The organism is Agrococcus sp. DT81.2 (assembly GCF_049844935.1).
Lineage (GTDB): Bacteria > Actinomycetota > Actinomycetes > Actinomycetales > Microbacteriaceae > Agrococcus.
Genome location: NZ_JBNCLZ010000002.1, coordinates 249,636 through 263,793 on the forward strand (window position 1 = coordinate 249,636; position 14,158 = coordinate 263,793).

General features: G+C 73.2%; 15 protein-coding genes. 4 read left to right on the forward strand and 11 right to left on the reverse strand.

Annotation, left to right across the window (positions count from 1 at the left end):
* Nucleotides 1-112 precede the first annotated feature (112 nt).
* Nucleotides 113-844, reverse strand: a complete 732-nt coding sequence (locus ACLQ21_RS04470) for an MBL fold metallo-hydrolase (protein WP_425661885.1) — start codon at nucleotides 842-844, stop codon at nucleotides 113-115.
* A gap of 74 nt (nucleotides 845-918) precedes the next feature.
* On the opposite strand from ACLQ21_RS04470, the gene rmuC reads away from it, so the two are divergent.
* On the forward strand, nucleotides 919-2,367 hold the full coding sequence (gene rmuC, locus ACLQ21_RS04475) for a DNA recombination protein RmuC (RefSeq protein ID WP_425661887.1): 1,449 nt from the start codon (nucleotides 919-921) through the stop codon (nucleotides 2,365-2,367).
* A 4-nt stretch (nucleotides 2,368-2,371) separates the two neighbouring features.
* Nucleotides 2,372-3,016, forward strand: a complete 645-nt coding sequence (locus ACLQ21_RS04480) for an NUDIX hydrolase (RefSeq protein WP_425661889.1) — start codon at nucleotides 2,372-2,374, stop codon at nucleotides 3,014-3,016.
* 501 nt (nucleotides 3,017-3,517) lie between these two features.
* Here ACLQ21_RS04480 and ACLQ21_RS04485 read toward each other — a convergent pair.
* Genes ACLQ21_RS04485 through idi form a run of 9 tightly spaced genes read right to left on the reverse strand, consistent with a single transcriptional unit; the run spans nucleotide 3,518 to nucleotide 11,086 of the window.
* Nucleotides 3,518-3,952: a pyrimidine dimer DNA glycosylase/endonuclease V gene (locus tag ACLQ21_RS04485; RefSeq protein ID WP_425661891.1), complete on the reverse strand. Its 435-nt coding sequence runs from the start codon at nucleotides 3,950-3,952 to the stop codon at nucleotides 3,518-3,520.
* Between the two features lie 10 nt (nucleotides 3,953-3,962).
* Nucleotides 3,963-5,453 carry an SDR family oxidoreductase gene (locus tag ACLQ21_RS04490; RefSeq protein WP_425661893.1) on the reverse strand — a complete coding sequence of 497 codons (1,491 nt, stop codon included), beginning with the start codon at nucleotides 5,451-5,453 and terminating at the stop codon, nucleotides 3,963-3,965.
* Between the two features lie 24 nt (nucleotides 5,454-5,477).
* Nucleotides 5,478-6,365: a prenyltransferase gene (locus ACLQ21_RS04495; RefSeq protein ID WP_425661895.1), complete on the reverse strand. Its 888-nt coding sequence runs from the start codon at nucleotides 6,363-6,365 to the stop codon at nucleotides 5,478-5,480.
* Nucleotides 6,358-6,711, reverse strand: coding sequence for a lycopene cyclase domain-containing protein (locus ACLQ21_RS04500; RefSeq protein ID WP_425661897.1), 354 nt, complete (start codon nucleotides 6,709-6,711; stop codon nucleotides 6,358-6,360). The genes ACLQ21_RS04495 and ACLQ21_RS04500 overlap by 8 nt, the downstream gene beginning before the upstream one ends.
* Entirely contained in the window at nucleotides 6,708-7,040 is a 333-nt protein-coding gene (locus tag ACLQ21_RS04505) for a lycopene cyclase domain-containing protein (RefSeq protein ID WP_425661898.1), read from the reverse strand. The genes ACLQ21_RS04500 and ACLQ21_RS04505 overlap by 4 nt, the downstream gene beginning before the upstream one ends.
* Nucleotides 7,037-8,614: a phytoene desaturase family protein gene (gene crtI / locus ACLQ21_RS04510; RefSeq protein WP_425661900.1), complete on the reverse strand. Its 1,578-nt coding sequence runs from the start codon at nucleotides 8,612-8,614 to the stop codon at nucleotides 7,037-7,039. The genes ACLQ21_RS04505 and crtI overlap by 4 nt, the downstream gene beginning before the upstream one ends.
* A complete protein-coding gene (locus ACLQ21_RS04515) occupies nucleotides 8,611-9,525 on the reverse strand; it encodes a phytoene/squalene synthase family protein (RefSeq protein ID WP_425661902.1) in 915 nt (304 codons plus the stop codon). The genes crtI and ACLQ21_RS04515 overlap by 4 nt, the downstream gene beginning before the upstream one ends.
* Entirely contained in the window at nucleotides 9,522-10,541 is a 1,020-nt protein-coding gene (locus tag ACLQ21_RS04520; protein WP_425661904.1) for a polyprenyl synthetase family protein, read from the reverse strand. The genes ACLQ21_RS04515 and ACLQ21_RS04520 overlap by 4 nt, the downstream gene beginning before the upstream one ends.
* Nucleotides 10,538-11,086, reverse strand: coding sequence for an isopentenyl-diphosphate Delta-isomerase (idi, locus tag ACLQ21_RS04525; RefSeq protein ID WP_425661906.1), 549 nt, complete (start codon nucleotides 11,084-11,086; stop codon nucleotides 10,538-10,540). The genes ACLQ21_RS04520 and idi overlap by 4 nt, the downstream gene beginning before the upstream one ends.
* Before the next feature lie 62 nt (nucleotides 11,087-11,148).
* On the opposite strand from idi, the gene ACLQ21_RS04530 reads away from it, so the two are divergent.
* Nucleotides 11,149-11,718, forward strand: a complete 570-nt coding sequence (locus tag ACLQ21_RS04530; protein WP_425661908.1) for a MarR family winged helix-turn-helix transcriptional regulator — start codon at nucleotides 11,149-11,151, stop codon at nucleotides 11,716-11,718.
* A gap of 15 nt (nucleotides 11,719-11,733) precedes the next feature.
* Here ACLQ21_RS04530 and ACLQ21_RS04535 read toward each other — a convergent pair whose 3' ends face one another.
* Nucleotides 11,734-13,146 carry an ATP-dependent DNA helicase gene (locus ACLQ21_RS04535; protein WP_425661910.1) on the reverse strand — a complete coding sequence of 471 codons (1,413 nt, stop codon included), beginning with the start codon at nucleotides 13,144-13,146 and terminating at the stop codon, nucleotides 11,734-11,736.
* 183 nt (nucleotides 13,147-13,329) lie between these two features.
* Here ACLQ21_RS04535 and ACLQ21_RS04540 point away from each other — a divergent pair, with 183 nt between their 5' ends.
* Entirely contained in the window at nucleotides 13,330-14,136 is an 807-nt protein-coding gene (locus ACLQ21_RS04540) for a class II glutamine amidotransferase (protein WP_425661912.1), read from the forward strand.
* Nucleotides 14,137-14,158 lie beyond the last annotated feature (22 nt).

Below are 14,158 nucleotides of genomic sequence, written 5' to 3' on the forward strand. Positions count from 1 at the left end.
GAGCGCTTGCAATCGATGGCGCCACGCTAGAGCCGGGTAGCGAGCGGCACTATGTGCGCATCGTCGATTTTCCGCGCCCGGATGTGCGATCTGCACAGCCGACGCGGCAGCGTCAGGCCGTGGCCGCCAAGTAGGCCAGCTGCGCCGCCATCGAGGCCTCGGCGGCGAATCGGATGCTCTCGTCGACGTCCGGGTAGACGCGGTCGGTGACCTCGGCGACCCGCGCCGCGGCGGCGCTCATACCGAGCTCGCGGAGCGCTTCGCGCACCTCGGCCAGCCGCTCCGTGCGGTGCGCGCGATACTCGCGGGCAGCCTCCGCGATCGATGGCCGCGGCTCGCCGTGCCCCGGCAGCACCTCGAGATCGCCGAGCGCCTCGAGCTTGTCGAGCGTGCCGAAGAAGGCGGCGACCGAGCCGTCGGGATGCATGATCACGGTCGAGCCCCGGCCCAGCACCGTGTCGCCCGTGAGCACCGCCTGCCCAGGCACGACGATGCAGACGGAGTCGGCCGTGTGGCCGGGCGTCGCGACGATCTGGAGCTCGACGTCGTCGACCGGGATCCACTCGCCGTCGACGAGCGGCTCGCCGCCGAGGCACTCGTCGGGATCGAGGCCCCGCAGCACGGCGCCCGTCGACCGTGCGAGCTCGGCCGCGCCCTCCGTGTGGTCGGGATGGCGGTGCGTCACCAGGATGAGCCGCGGCCGCAGCGCGACCAGCCGCTCGATGTGGCCGGCGTCGGCGGGGCCGGGATCGACCACGACCTGCCCGCCCAGCACGTACGTGTTCGTGCCGTCGAGGGTCATGGGGCCGGGGTTGGGTGCCAGGATGCGCTCGATCTCGACCATGCCCCGACCCTAGCCCTCGGGCCGGGTGGGCGCGCCCGCGCGCGGATGTCACCGGCCTCTGGTCCCATGGAGGCATGGAACCGCTCCTGCTGATCGCCGCTCTCGTGGCCGTGCTGCTCGCCGGCGCGCTCGGAGCGATGCTCGGCGTGCGCGTCGGGCACGCGCGCGCCACTGCCGAGCGGGGTGCGACGGCCGGCGAGCTGCAGGCGGCGCACGGGCGGCTCGAGGTGCTCGAGGCGGAGCGGGCGCGGGAGCGCGACATCGCCGAGCGCCGCCATGCGGCGCAGCTCGAGGAGGTGCGTGCCGAGGCTCAGCGCCGCGTCGCCGAGGAGCGGGAGCGCGGCCGCGAGGCGCTCGCCGAGCTGCAGCAGGATGCACAGCGGCGCGCCGACGAGTTCGCGGCGCTCAGCAGCGCGGCGCTCGAGCGCAACTCGGCGGTCTTCCTCGAGCAGGCGGAGGAGCGGCTGCGCCGGTCGCAGACGGAGGGCGCGGCCGAGCTGGCGAAGCGGGAGGCCGCCGTCCGGCAGCTCGTCGACCCGCTGTCGAAGTCGCTCGACTCGGTGCGCGGAGAGGTGACGGCGGCCGAGAAGGCGCGCGCCGAGGCCAATGCGGCGCTCGCCGAGCAGCTGCACGCCATGCGCACCTCGTCCGAGCAGCTCACGGTCGAGACGCGCCAACTCGTGACGGCGCTGCGCGCCCCCCAGGTGCGCGGCCGCTGGGGCGAGCTGCAGCTGCGACGGGTGGTCGAGTCGGCCGGCATGCTCGAGCACGTCGACTTCACCGAGCAGGCGCACCACGCGACCGACGACGGCGCCCTGCGCCCCGACATGCTCGTGCACCTGCCCGGCGACAAGCAGGTGATCGTCGACGCGAAGGTCGCCTTCAGCGGCTACCTCGAGGCGATGGAGGCGCGCGACGACTCGACGCGCGACAAGCGGCTCGACGCGCATGCTCGCCACATGCGCGACCACATCGACCAGCTCGGCTCGAAGGCCTACTGGGAGGCGGTGCCCGGCACGCCCGAGTTCGTGGTGATGTTCGTGCCCGCCGAGCCGTTCCTCAACGCGGCGCTCGAGCGCGACCCGACGCTCTTCGAGCGCGCGTTCGAGCGCAACGTGATCCTTGCGACGCCGGCGACGCTCGTCGCGCTGCTGCGCACCGTCGGCTACACGTGGCGGCAGGAGCAGCTCGCGGGCGAGGCGATGCAGGTGTTCGAGGTGGGGCGCGAGCTGCACAAGCGGCTCGGCACGATGGGTGGGCACCTCGCGACCCTCGGCAAGCGCCTCAACAGCACCGTCGAGGCGTACAACGCGTTCAACGCATCCCTCGACCGCAACGTCGTCACGCAGGCGCGGCGCTTCTCGAGCCTGCAGGGCCTCGAGCCGTCGCTCGATCGCACCCCGCCGCTCGAGGTGCTGGCCGTGCCGGCGCAGAAGCCCGACCTGCACGCCGTGCCGATGGCTCCGTTGCGGGAGGAATCGGGCATGGCAGACGCGGATGAGGGCGCCTCAGCGATAGCGTGACCCCGTGACCGTCATCCCGACCGCCGCCACGCTCGTCCTCATGCGCGATGGCGCGGGCGCGATCGAGGTGCTGCTGCTGCAGCGGCCGAACCGCGGCTCCTTCGCGGGCGGCTGGGTCTTCCCCGGCGGCCGCGTCGATCCGGTCGACCGCGTCGACGACGAGGAGGCGACGGCGCGCAACGCCGCCGTGCGCGAGACCGCCGAGGAGTGCGGCCTGATCGTCGCTCCCGACGCGCTGCTGCCGCTGTCGCACTGGTCGCCGCCCGAGCAGCTCGCGACGAAGTTCATCACCTGGTTCTTCATCGCCGAGGCACCGCCCGGCGACGTCACGCTGCAGGAGGCGGAGGCGGTGGCATCGCAGTGGATCCGGCCGGCGGACGCGCTGAAGCAGCACGGCGCGGGCACGCTCAAGCTGTTCCCGCCCACGTGGGTCACGCTCGACACCCTCATGGCCTACCCGACCGTCGAGGCGGCGCGGCGCAGCATCGGCGGCCGCGAGCTGCAGCGCTACGCCACCGTCCAGGTGCCCGAGCGCGGGCTCGCGATCTGGGAGGGCGACGAGGCGTACGAGGGCGCGCCCGACACCGAGGACGGTCCTCGCCACCGGCTGCACGTCGGCTCGCTCCCCTGGCGGTTCGAGCACCGGTAGCTCTCGCTTACGGTGACCGTCCATCACCGCAAGAATCGTCGCAGCACACCCCTCGGTCGGGCGCTCGCGGGCACGGTTCATCAGGACGCGCTGCTCAGACACCGGTCGTACATCGAGACGGAGCGGGTCGCAGGTTGTTTCCGCGACTCCGTGAGGTCCTCATGTCCCGCCCGTGCTCCAAGATCCCGTTCTCCACGCCTGCGTCTGCAGGACGCGCTCTGCGTGCCCTCGAGCGACGCCGTTCCCGCGAGGCGCGTCGTGAGATCGCCGTGCATCCGTGCGCTGCCTGCCACGCGCTGCACCTCACGTCAGACCGTCGGAGCCTCAGCAACCGTTGGACACGCCTCGCGCGACGCCTCGGTCGCTAGCCCGATGCCGGATCCAGCAGCTGCTCACCCGCTCCCAGGCCGAGGCGATTCTGGCGCCCGGCCACGCACGCAGGTCCATTTCGCCTTGCCAGGTGCGCGCACCTCGCCTGGTGATCGAGGTGCCCTTCGGAAGCTAGCCGCTCGCGTCCGTGACCCGCTCCCACGACGCGATCTCGCCCGGCTCGACGACGAAGAGCGGATGCGGCTCGGCGCGCGCCGCGAGCGGCAGCCGGTCGGGGCTCCGCACCGCGAGCTTCGCCCGCAGGTGCAGCAACTCGTGCTCGAGCTGGCCGACCGTCACCGGCATCAGCGCGGCGGGTCCCGGGCGGTCGATCCGCGAGCGGTCGTAGCGGTAGCCGCGGGCATCCGCCTCGTCGGCGACGCCCGCGAGGTACGCCCCGATGCTCGCGACGGGATCGGACTCCGCGCGGAACCGCTCGAGCTGCGGATGCTGCTTGTAGCCGCGCGTGCGGCCGGCCAGCACGGCCTGCGCGAGCAGCCCCTCGCGCCAGCAGGCGGTGAGCCCCTGGCGGTCGAGCAGTGCCGGGTGCAGCGACCAGATCCTCATCGACTCGATGCTATCCGCGCGCGCCGTCACGCTCGGCGACCGCGACGATGCGGCCGGCCATCATCTCGAAGATGACCTGGTGCGCCGGCACGAGCGACCACCAGTAGAGCCGGCCGCTCAAGCCGCTGGGCAGGAAGACGGCGCGCTGGCGGTAGTGCGATCCCCGAGCCCCGGAGTCGAGCTCGACCGGCTCGACCGTGAACTCGATCCACGCGCGTCCCGGCACCTTCATCTCGGCGCGCAGCCGCAGCATCCGTCCCCGGTCGATGCGCTCGACGCGCCACCAGTCGACGGTGTCGCCCTCGCGCAGCCGGTCTGGGTCGCGCCTGCCGCGGCGCAGCCCAACGCCGCCGACCAGGCGGTCCGCGAGGCCGCGCAGGCTCCACAGCAGCGGCACGGAGTACCAGCCGCGGTCGCCGCCGATGGCCTCGACCACCGTCCACACTGCCTCGGGCGACGCCGAGGTCGTGCGCTCGCGCGCATCCTCGAACACCGTCGAGCCCGACCAGCGCGGGTCGCTCGGCAGCGGGTCGGACGGCGCTCCGGCCGCCGAGGCAGAGCGCCAGCTCGACTCGATGTCGCCGGAGCGCTCCCGCGAGAGCGCGAGCCGCACCGCGCGACGGTAGCCCGTGAGGCCGCCCTCGGGCGGCGGGATGACGGCGTCGATGCGCCGCTCCTCGACGACGCAGTCGTGCAGCAGCGAGCCGATGAGCGGGATCGCGATGGCGCGCGGCACGGGCGTCACGAGGTTCACCCACTGCGACGCGAGCCAGGGCGTGAGCACGGGCAGCGGTGCGATCGGCCGCTGCGGCAGCCCCGCCTCGACGGCGTAGCCGTTCATCGTCTGGCCGTAGCGGAGCACGTCGGGCCCGCCGATGTCGAACGTGCCGTGCACGTCGCCGGGCACGGATGCGGCGGCGACGAGGTAGTGCAGCACGTCGCGCACCGCGATCGGCTGCACGAAGTTGCGCACCCAGCGCGGCGCCGGCATGTAGGGCAGCACGTCGGTCAGGTGGCGGATCATCTCGAAGGACGCGGAGCCCGAGCCGATGACGATGCCCGCCTCGAGCACGATCGTCGGCACGCCGGAGGCGAGCAGTGCCTCGCCGACGGCGACGCGCGACGCGAGGTGCTTCGAGAGCCGCTCCCCCTCGGGGTGCAGGCCGGAGAGGTAGACGATGCGCTGCACGCCGGCGTCCCTCGCGGCCGCCGCGACGTGCTGCGCCTGCACGAGCTCGGCGGCGGCGAAGTCGCCACCGGCGCTCATCGCGTGCACGAGGTGGTAGACGACGTCGACACCCTCGACCGCACGACGCACGTCGCCTGGCTCCTCGAGGTCGCCCTTGACGATCTCGACCTCGGCCGCCCACGCGGCGTCGCGCAGCCGCCTGGGGTCGCGGGCCAGCGCGCGCACGGTGTGCCCCGCCTCGACGAGGCGCGGCGCGAGCCGGCCGCCGACGTAGCCTGTCGCGCCGGTGACCAGCACCCGCCTGCCGCTCATCGCATTGCCCCTACCGCACCGTCTTCATCGCCCTGGCATCGCCCAGGCGATGCACACCATCGTCACGACGAAGCCCGCCGCGTAGTTGACCCAGAGGAAGCGTCGCCAGCCCCGGTTCGCCTCGGCGCTCTCGCCGTCGGTCACGCTCCAGAACGGCGCCGCGAGCGCGATGTACGGCACGGCGACGACCGCGGCGAGCCACGCCGGCCATGGCGCGAGCAGCATGAGCGCGCCGGCCGTGGCCCACAGCGCGATCGCGAGCCGCACGGTCGCACGAGCGCCGAGCGCCGTCGCGATCGAGCCGATGGCGGCCTCGCGGTCGGGCACGACGTCCTGCACCGCACCGAAGGCGTGGCTCGCCATTCCCCAGCAGAAGAAGGCGGCGAGCACGGCGACGAGCTGCGGCGTCCAGTCGGCGCCGGCGAGCACGAGGCCGTAGACGGCGGGGCTGACGAAGTGGGTGCTCGAGGTGATCGAGTCGAGCACCGGCACCTCCTTGAACCGCAGTCCCTTCGCGGAGTACGCCACGACGGCGAACAGGCTCACCGCGAGCACGGCCCACGACCCCGGCCCGCCGAGCGCCACGAGCGCCACGACGAACGGCAGCGCGAGGCCGACGGACCACAGCAGCGTCGCGCGGTGCGTCGACGGCGGCAGCAGCGCGCCCTCCATGCCGCCCTTGCGCGGGTTGTTCGCGTCGGACTCGTAGTCGAACACGTCGTTGATGCCGTACATGGCGAGGTTGTACGGCACGAGGAAGAAGACGGTGCCGATCACGAGCCGAGCGTCGATCTCGGCGTTCGTGAGCAGCATCGGCGCGGCGAAGGGGAAGGCGGTGTTGATCCAGCTGACCGGGCGCGAGGCCAGCAGCAGTCGGCGGCCGAGCCGGGCGTCGCGGGCGACGTCAGGCATCCGCCGGCTCTCCGGGGTGGCCGCCCGCCCGCTGCCGAGCGGCCGACGAGACGCGGATGCGCGACGGCAGCAGCCGCCACAGCGCTACGACGACGAACAGGGCGATGAGCGCGTACGCGAGGTCCTCGACCGGTGCGAGGCCGATGCGCGGGCCGAGCAGCAGCGCCTCGTCGTAGCGGAAGAGGTCGACGGCGATCATGACGGTGTCGAACACGATCGTCAGCACGAGCAGGGCGCCCGCGGCGATCGCAAGCGCCGCCCAGTTGCGCCGCCGACGGCGGAGCGCGACGACGACCGCGATGACGGCCGCCGCGAGCAGCGGCGCGAGCAGCAGGGCGTACGTCATGACGCCTCCTTCGCGCGCCGCGACCCGAGCAGCCGCTCGGCGCCCGCGAAGGCGACGAGCGAGACGTACGCGAGGAACAGCAGGAAGGCGATCTCCTCGATCGGCAGGTGCGGCAGCACCTCGATGCCCGTCATCCACGGCGAGGCGCCGAGCCGGAAGTTGCCGGTGGCGATCGCGGTGAGGTCGAACGCGAGCATCACTGCGGCGGTGATCACGACGGCGATGAGCGTGCGCCGGGCGTCGCGGAAGATCGCCAGCCGGTAGTGCGCGTCGATCGCGCCCGTGCCGAGGGCCGCGAAGGCGATCGCGGCGAGGTACGCGAGGCTCATCGGGCGTCCTCCACGGCGCCGGCGAGCGGCTGCAGCGGTCCGACCGAGCGCTCACCTCGCACGTGCTTCACCACCAGCTCGGCCGAGATGAGGCACATCGGCACACCGATGCCGGGCACCGTGGTCGAGCCGGCGAGCAGCAGGTCGCGCACCTTCGGGTGCTTCGTCGAGCCGCGCAGGAAGGCGCTCTGCCGCAGGGTGTGCGCGGGGCCGAGCGCCGTGCCGCGCCAGGCGTCGAAGTCGTTCGCGAAGTCGGCGGGGCCGATGGTGCGGCGCGTGACGATCCTGCCCGCGAGGTCGTCGATGCCTGCCCAGCCGGCGATCTGGGCGATGGCGCGGTCGGCGATCGCCTCGACGGCCGGGTCGCCCGCGCCGTCGACACCGCCGCTCCCCAGCCGCACGTCGGCGGGCACCGGCACGAGCACGAACAGCGCCTCGTGGCCCGCCGGCGCCACGGAGGGATCGGTGGCGGATGTGCGGCTCACGTAGAGCGAGGCGGGGTCCGTGACGCCGTCGGCCGGGTCGTGGGCGGCCTTGCCGAAGATGCGCCCGAACCCCTCCTCCCAGTCGCGCGTGAACAGCAGCGTGTGGTGCTCGAGCTCAGGGACCTGACCCTCGACGCCGAGCATGACGAGCACGGCTGACGGTCCGGCGACGCCCCGCGACCAGCGTCGACGGGCGCGCTCGGCGACGCCCGGCACGTGCGCAAGCAGCTTCGTGTCGGTCGCGTGCCCGTCGGCCGCCGAGACGACCAGGTCGGCGGCGATGCGCTCCCCGCTGGCGAGCTCGACGCCGCGCGCGGCGTCGCCGTCGACGAGGATCCGGCGCACGCGCGCATCGGTGCGGAGCGTCGCGCCGGCCTCCGACGCGAGCCGAGCCAGCGCATCCACGATCCTGACGAAGCCGCCCTGCGGGTACCAGACACCCTCGACGAGGTCGAAGTGGCTCATGAGGTGGTACATCGATGGCGCCGACTTCGGCTCGGTGCCGAGGAAGACCGCGGGATAGCCGAGCGCCTGCCGCAGCCGCCGGTCGCGGAAGGAGCGGGCGATGCGCGACTCGAGCGACTCGACCAGCAGCCGGGCGAGGGTCGGGAAGCGCCGGCCGAGACCGAGACCCGCGAAGGCGCCGAGCGAGTCGAAGCGGTTCGACAGCAGCCCACCGGTCGCGAGCGCCGCGGTCTCGCTCGCCGAGTCGAGGTAGGCGCGCAGCCGCGCGCCCGCGCCCGGCTCGATCGCCTCGACGCGCTCGATGGTGGTCGCCAGGTCGCCCGAGATCTCGAGCGCCTCCGGCTCGCCCTCGAACAGCACCTTGTAGGCGGGGTCGAGGCGCACGACCTCCAGCTCTGCATCGAGGCTCGAGCCGAGCAGCCGGAACGTGTGCTCGTAGGGCTCGCGCATGAGCATCCAGGACGGACCGGTGTCGAACGTGAAGCCCTTCGAGCGCCAGACGCCGGCGCGGCCGCCGAGCGCCGCCGACTGCTCGACGAGCGTCACCTCGTGACCGTCGCGGGCCAGCAGGCCGGCGCTCGCCAGCCCGGCGATGCCGCCGCCGATGACGACGATGCGACTCATCGAGCGGGCTCCGGCCGCGCGGTGCGCGGCGAGCCTGCCGAGGCGCGCGCGAGTCCGGCGCCGAGCGCGGCGCGGGCAATGATCGCCGCCTTCTCGGTACGGGGCACGCTGATGCGCCGATGCGGCAGCTCGGCAGCCGGGGTCGCGCGGATGCGCCGGGCGAGGGCGGCGAAGAGGTCGTGCGCGGCCGTCACGGCCGGGCGGGCCTCGCGCGGCAGGCTCGCGATCGTGCCCCGGGCGATGCGCAGCTCGCCCTCGAGGCGGTCGAGCACCCGCCCGACCGACTCGTCGGTGGGATGCGCGGGGTCGAGGCCCGGCAGGTAGGTGCGGCCGAGGCCCTGCGCGTCGGCGCCGAGGTCGCGGAGGAAGTTGACGACCTGGAAGGCGCTGCCGAGCGCGCGGGCGCCGCGTGCGATGCGCCGGGCCTCAGCGTCTGGCAGCGCATGCCCGACGGTGAAGCAGCGCACGCACATGATGCCGACGACCTCGGCCGAGCCGTAGACGTACTGGCGCAGCTCGCGGTCGTCGGCGAACGCGACGGGGTCGAGGTCGCGTCGCATGGCGGCGAAGAACGGGGCGGTCTGGCCGCTGTCGATGCCCACGCGGCGGGCCGTCTCGGCGAACGCGTGCACCACGAGATCGGCGCTGAAGCCGGTCGCGATGGCGCGCTCGACCTCCTGCTCGAGACTGTCGAGCACACGGCGGCACGCCGCAGGGTCGAGACCGGACTCGGCGCCCGGCCCGTCGACGATCTCGTCGGCGACCCGCACGAGCGCGTAGACCGTCTGGATGTCGCCGCGCATCGCGGGCGGCAGCAGCCGGCTCGCCATGCCGAACGACGTCGAGTACGCCTCGATCACGGCCGAGCTCGCTCGGCGCGCAGTGGCCGTGTAGAGGTCGAGTCCGGTCATCGCCCGCGCTCCGCGCATCGCTCCAGTATGGCCGTGAGCTCGGCGCGCAAGCGCTCCTCCACCGGCGCCACGGCGAGCATCGCGCGCACCGTCTCGCACTCGGCCTCGATCCGCCGCTCGACCTCGGCGAGCGCGCCGCTGCCCCGCATCACGGCCCGGATGCGTGCCGCGGCACCCTCGTCGGCCGTCGGGTCGCCGTAGTGGTGACCGACGCGCTCCCACGAGGGATCGCGGCTCGCGAGCGCCGAGAGCAGCGTCGGAGCGCCGGCGCGGATGTCGCTCAGCACGCTCTTGCCGGTCTGCGCCTCGTCGCCGAAGACCCCCAGCACGTCGTCGCGCAGCTGGTAGAGCACGCCCATCCGCAGCCCGATGGCGCCGAGCGCCGTGATCGCCGCTTCGTCGCGCCCGCCCAGCACGGCGCCGAGCTCGAGCGGCGCGCGGAAGGAGTAGTCGGCGGTCTTGCCCTCGAGGATGCGGTCGATCGCCGTTTCGTCGGGGACGGCGCCCGCGAAGAGCACGTCGTCGTGCTCGCCCTCGGCCGCCCTCACCATGGCCCGCTCGACGATGTCGGCGAGCCGCGCGCGCACCGGGGTGGGCACGTCGAGCCTCGCGAGCGCCGCGATGGCGCGCACGAGCAGCGCGTCGCCGGCGACGATGGCGGTGGTCATGCCGATGCGCTGGGCTGCGGGCGCCGGGATGCCGGCGGCGGCCGCGGTATCCGCGGCCGCGCGCGCGACGGACGGCATGCCGCGGCGCTCGTCGTCGGCGTCGATCACGTCGTCGTGCACGAGCAGCGCCGCGTGCAGCAGCTCGACGACCGCTGCGACCGCGATGACGGCGTCGCGGTCGGCGCTCTCGCCGGCTGCCGCGACGACGAGTCGCGGGCGGAGCAGCTTGCCACCGCCGACCGCGTGCTGCGCGGCGACCTGCACGGGGTGCTGACCGGTCGGGGCAGCGAGCAGGGCGATGCGCTGCTCGACCTCGGCGAGCAGGCTCGGCGCGTCCACGGCGGTCATGCGGCGCTCGTCAGGACGGGCAGCTGCTCGGCCTGCAGCACGAGCCAGGGGCTGAAGGCCCACGGCGTGGCGCGGATGCCGGCCTGCAGGCGATCGGGCTCGACCCACCGCCACTCCGCGACCTCCGTCGGGTCGGGCTGCAGGTCGCCGACGATGCGGCCCACGAACACCGGGCAGACCTCGTTCTCGACGATGCCGCTCGCATCGACCGCGCGGTACGCGAAGTCGGGCAGCGCGAGCTCGAGGCCCTCGACGTCGACGCCCAGCTCGTGCGCGAGACGGCGGCGCACCGCGGCCTCCATCGGCTCGCCGGGGGCGGGGTGGCCGCAGCACGCGTTCGTCCACACGCCAGGCCACGCGATCTTGCTCAGCGCGCGACGGGTCACGAGCATCCGCCCGTCACGATCGACGAGGTGGCAGGAGAACGCCAGGTGCAGTGCGGTGGACTGCGTGTGCACCGTCGCCTTCGGGGCGGTGCCGATGGGCTGCCGCCGCTCGTCCAGGAGGACCACGAGCTCCCGCTCCGCGTGCGCATGGGTCGTCATGTGCCGAGCGTAGCAAATAATGAGCCTACGCAACTATGAGTCTTTCGTCGTAGTATGGAGCCATGATGCGCCAGGAGAAGGACCCCGCCGACCAGCGGGGCGTGCTCGACCCCCGGCGACTGGACGCATCCGCCGAGCTCGTGCGCGAGCTGGGGCTGACCGATGCCGACGTCGAGGAGGTCATGGACCTGTTCCACGCCCTGCGTCGCTGGCATCAGGCGTCTGAGGCGCACAGCGAGGCGAGCCGCCGCTTCATGAAGCTGGGCGAGAACGACATGCGCGCGATCCGCTACCTCATGATCGCGCGGCGCGAGGGTCGCATCGTCACCTCGACGATGCTCGCCGAGCACCTCGGGATCACCGGGCCCTCCGTGACGAAGCTGCTGGACCGGCTCGAGCACGCCGGGCACATCCGCCGCGAGGCGCACCCGACCGATCGCCGGGCGCTGTCGATCGTCGTCACCGACGAGACCCGCGACACGGCGACGTCGTCGGTCGGCCGCGACCACTCGCGCCGCTTCGCCGTCGCGGCCGCGATGACGAGCGCCGAGCGGCGAGCTGCGACGCGCTTCCTGCGCGAGCTCGCCGACCTGCCGGTGCTCGACTACAGCCAGCCGACCGTCATCGGCTGACGCGCACCGTCGCCGTCAGAACGGCGGGGGCGCGTCGGAGGCGAAGCCGGCGTCGACGCGATCGCGGCGGTCCTCCTCGGCGGCCGTCTCGGCCGGCGGCGCATCGGTGGCCGACGCGCGCTCGCGCCGCAGGTCGTCACGGGCAGCTCGAGCGGCGTCGCGCTCGCGCACCTCATGGATGAAGCGGCGCACGCGCTGGTCGACGATGATGTCGGCGGGTCGGAGCGGCCGCGAGAGGTACAGGCCCTCGAGCGAGGTCAGCCGCGACAGCGCGACGTACGTCTGACCCGGGGCGAACGCGCGCGTGCCGAGGTCGACGACCGCGCGATCGAAGGTCTTGCCCTGCGACTTGTGGATCGTCACTGCCCACGCGAGCCGCAGCGGGAACTGGGTGAACTCGGCGACGACGTTGCGCTTGATCTCCTTCGTCGTCGGCGAGTAGGAGTAGCGGTACTGCTCCCAGACGGCCGGCTCGACCTCGTGCTGCTCGCCGTCGACCTCGACCCACACGGTCCCGCCGATATCGACGACCTTCCCGAGCGACCCGTTGACCCAGCGCCCCTCGGCGTCGTTGCGCAGGAACATCACCTGCGCGCCGAGCTTCAGCTGCAGCTCGGCGTCGGCCGGGTACTGGCGGCCGCCGAAGTCGCCGGTGATCTCGGCCGTCGCCGTCTTCGGCCGGCCGGGGAGCCGGGCGAGCTCGCGCGAATTGATGCGGTTCACCGTGTCGTTGCGGGTCGCGAGCGTGAGCACGTCGTCGCCGGGCGGCGTGCGCGCGCCCGCGTCGTTCAGCAGCTGGGCGATGTCGGCGGTGACGGTGCCGTGCCGCACGGCGTTGAGCGCCTGCTTGAACTCCAGGTCGGTCTGCCGGTGGATGTGGACGAGCTCGACGACCGCGAGGTCGCACTCCTCGCGCCAGACGCGCGCGTCGAAGAACCACATCGACTCGTAGTGGTCGCTGAAGTACGCGCGCTCCTCGCCGTCGCCCGGCACCGGCGCGAGCTGGTACGGGTCGCCGAACATGACCACCTGCACACCGCCGAACGGTACCGACCGCACGCCGCGCGCCTGCCGCAGCGACCGGTCGATCGCATCCATGAGGTCGGCGTTCACCATCGAGATCTCGTCGATCACCAGCAGGTCGAGCTTGCCGAGCAGGCGCTTGAGCTCGGCGCTCTGCCGCAGCGGCGCGTCGGCGATCACGCCGAGCGGCAGCTTCAGGAGCGAGTGGATCGTCTGGCCGCCGACGTTCAGCGCGGCCACGCCGGTCGGCGCGCAGACGACGATCTGCTTCTTCGAGTGCTCGGTGAGGTGGCGCAGCAGCGTCGACTTGCCCGTGCCGGCACGGCCGGTGATGAACAGGTGGTCGTCGCCGCCCTCGATGCGGTCATAGATCGCCAGCTGCTCAGGGGTCAGCGCGACGGTCATCCCACCATTCTCCCGCACCCGACATCCGCCCGCACGCGACGCAGGCTAGCGGCGGCCGCCGCAGCGCGACCGCGGACCTGGAACAGCTGTGGACGACGCGCTGTTACCCCGTATGACACGCATCCGCCCATCGGGCCGTGGGATGCGAGAGGATGGATCAGACGGAGAGAGGGGGGAACCACCATGTGCAGACTGCTGGCGCACGTCGCCCCCTCGCCTGTCACGACGAAGGACGTGATCGGCACCCGCGCCGCCACGGAGTGGCAGCGGCTCGGTCGCCTGCACACCGACGGCTGGGGCACCGCGTGGCTCGACGGCGACGAGGTGCGGCGGTACCGCGACCCCGTGCGCGGCCTCGACAACCCCGATCTCACCGACGCGCTCGGCGACACCCCGTCACGAGCGCGCCTGACGCACCTCCGCCTCGCGACCGAGGGCTTCGCGAGCCGGGTGCAGAACACGCACCCGTTCCGCGTCGACGAGATCGTGCTCGCGCACAACGGCTCGGTCACCCCCTTCTCTCGCCTGCGGGCGAAGGTGACGGATGAGGAGCTCGCGCGCGTCGGCGGCGAGACCGACACGGCGGTCGTGTTCGCGCTCATCCTGCGGCGGCACGATGCCGGCGAGCTGCTCTTCGACGCCGTCACGGCGACGGTGACGGAGCTGCGCCGCGAGTTCCCGACCTCGGCGCTCAACCTGCTCGTCCTCTCGCCGCGCGAGCTCATCGCCGTGCACGCGAACGACGGCGCGCCGATCCCGCTCGAGCTCTTCGAGGAGTCCGGCCTGGGCGACGACCTGCCGGCCGATCACATCGACCACTACTACCAGCTGTCGTGGCGGCGCTCCGAGGACGGGTCGATCGCCGTGACGTCGAGCGGGCTCACCGGTGACGGCTGGAACCGCATGGCGCCCGAGACGGCCGTGCGCGTCGACCTCGCTGAGCTGACGGTGGACCGCCGGGAGCTGCAGGCCGTCGAGGCCGCCGCGTAGGCGGAGGCGCTGCGCGCCCGCG

Bases quoted from the DNA above. Each gene is read 5' to 3' on its own strand.
- rmuC (WP_425661887.1), top strand. From the start codon at position 919: ATGGAACCGCTCCTGCTGATCGCCGCTCTCGTGGCCGTGCTGCTCGCC.
- ACLQ21_RS04500 (WP_425661897.1), bottom strand. From the start codon at position 6,711: ATGACGTACGCCCTGCTGCTCGCGCCGCTGCTCGCGGCGGCCGTCATC.
- ACLQ21_RS04485 (WP_425661891.1), bottom strand. From the start codon at position 3,952: ATGAGGATCTGGTCGCTGCACCCGGCACTGCTCGACCGCCAGGGGCTC.
- crtI (WP_425661900.1), bottom strand. From the start codon at position 8,614: ATGAGTCGCATCGTCGTCATCGGCGGCGGCATCGCCGGGCTGGCGAGC.
- ACLQ21_RS04470 (WP_425661885.1), bottom strand. From the start codon at position 844: ATGGTCGAGATCGAGCGCATCCTGGCACCCAACCCCGGCCCCATGACC.
- ACLQ21_RS04535 (WP_425661910.1), bottom strand. From the start codon at position 13,146: ATGACCGTCGCGCTGACCCCTGAGCAGCTGGCGATCTATGACCGCATC.
- ACLQ21_RS04520 (WP_425661904.1), bottom strand. From the start codon at position 10,541: ATGACCGCCGTGGACGCGCCGAGCCTGCTCGCCGAGGTCGAGCAGCGC.
- idi (WP_425661906.1), bottom strand. From the start codon at position 11,086: ATGACGACCCATGCGCACGCGGAGCGGGAGCTCGTGGTCCTCCTGGAC.
- ACLQ21_RS04540 (WP_425661912.1), top strand. From the start codon at position 13,330: ATGTGCAGACTGCTGGCGCACGTCGCCCCCTCGCCTGTCACGACGAAG.
- ACLQ21_RS04495 (WP_425661895.1), bottom strand. From the start codon at position 6,365: ATGCCTGACGTCGCCCGCGACGCCCGGCTCGGCCGCCGACTGCTGCTG.
- ACLQ21_RS04515 (WP_425661902.1), bottom strand. From the start codon at position 9,525: ATGACCGGACTCGACCTCTACACGGCCACTGCGCGCCGAGCGAGCTCG.
- ACLQ21_RS04490 (WP_425661893.1), bottom strand. From the start codon at position 5,453: ATGAGCGGCAGGCGGGTGCTGGTCACCGGCGCGACAGGCTACGTCGGC.
- ACLQ21_RS04505 (WP_425661898.1), bottom strand. From the start codon at position 7,040: ATGAGCCTCGCGTACCTCGCCGCGATCGCCTTCGCGGCCCTCGGCACG.
- ACLQ21_RS04530 (WP_425661908.1), top strand. From the start codon at position 11,149: ATGATGCGCCAGGAGAAGGACCCCGCCGACCAGCGGGGCGTGCTCGAC.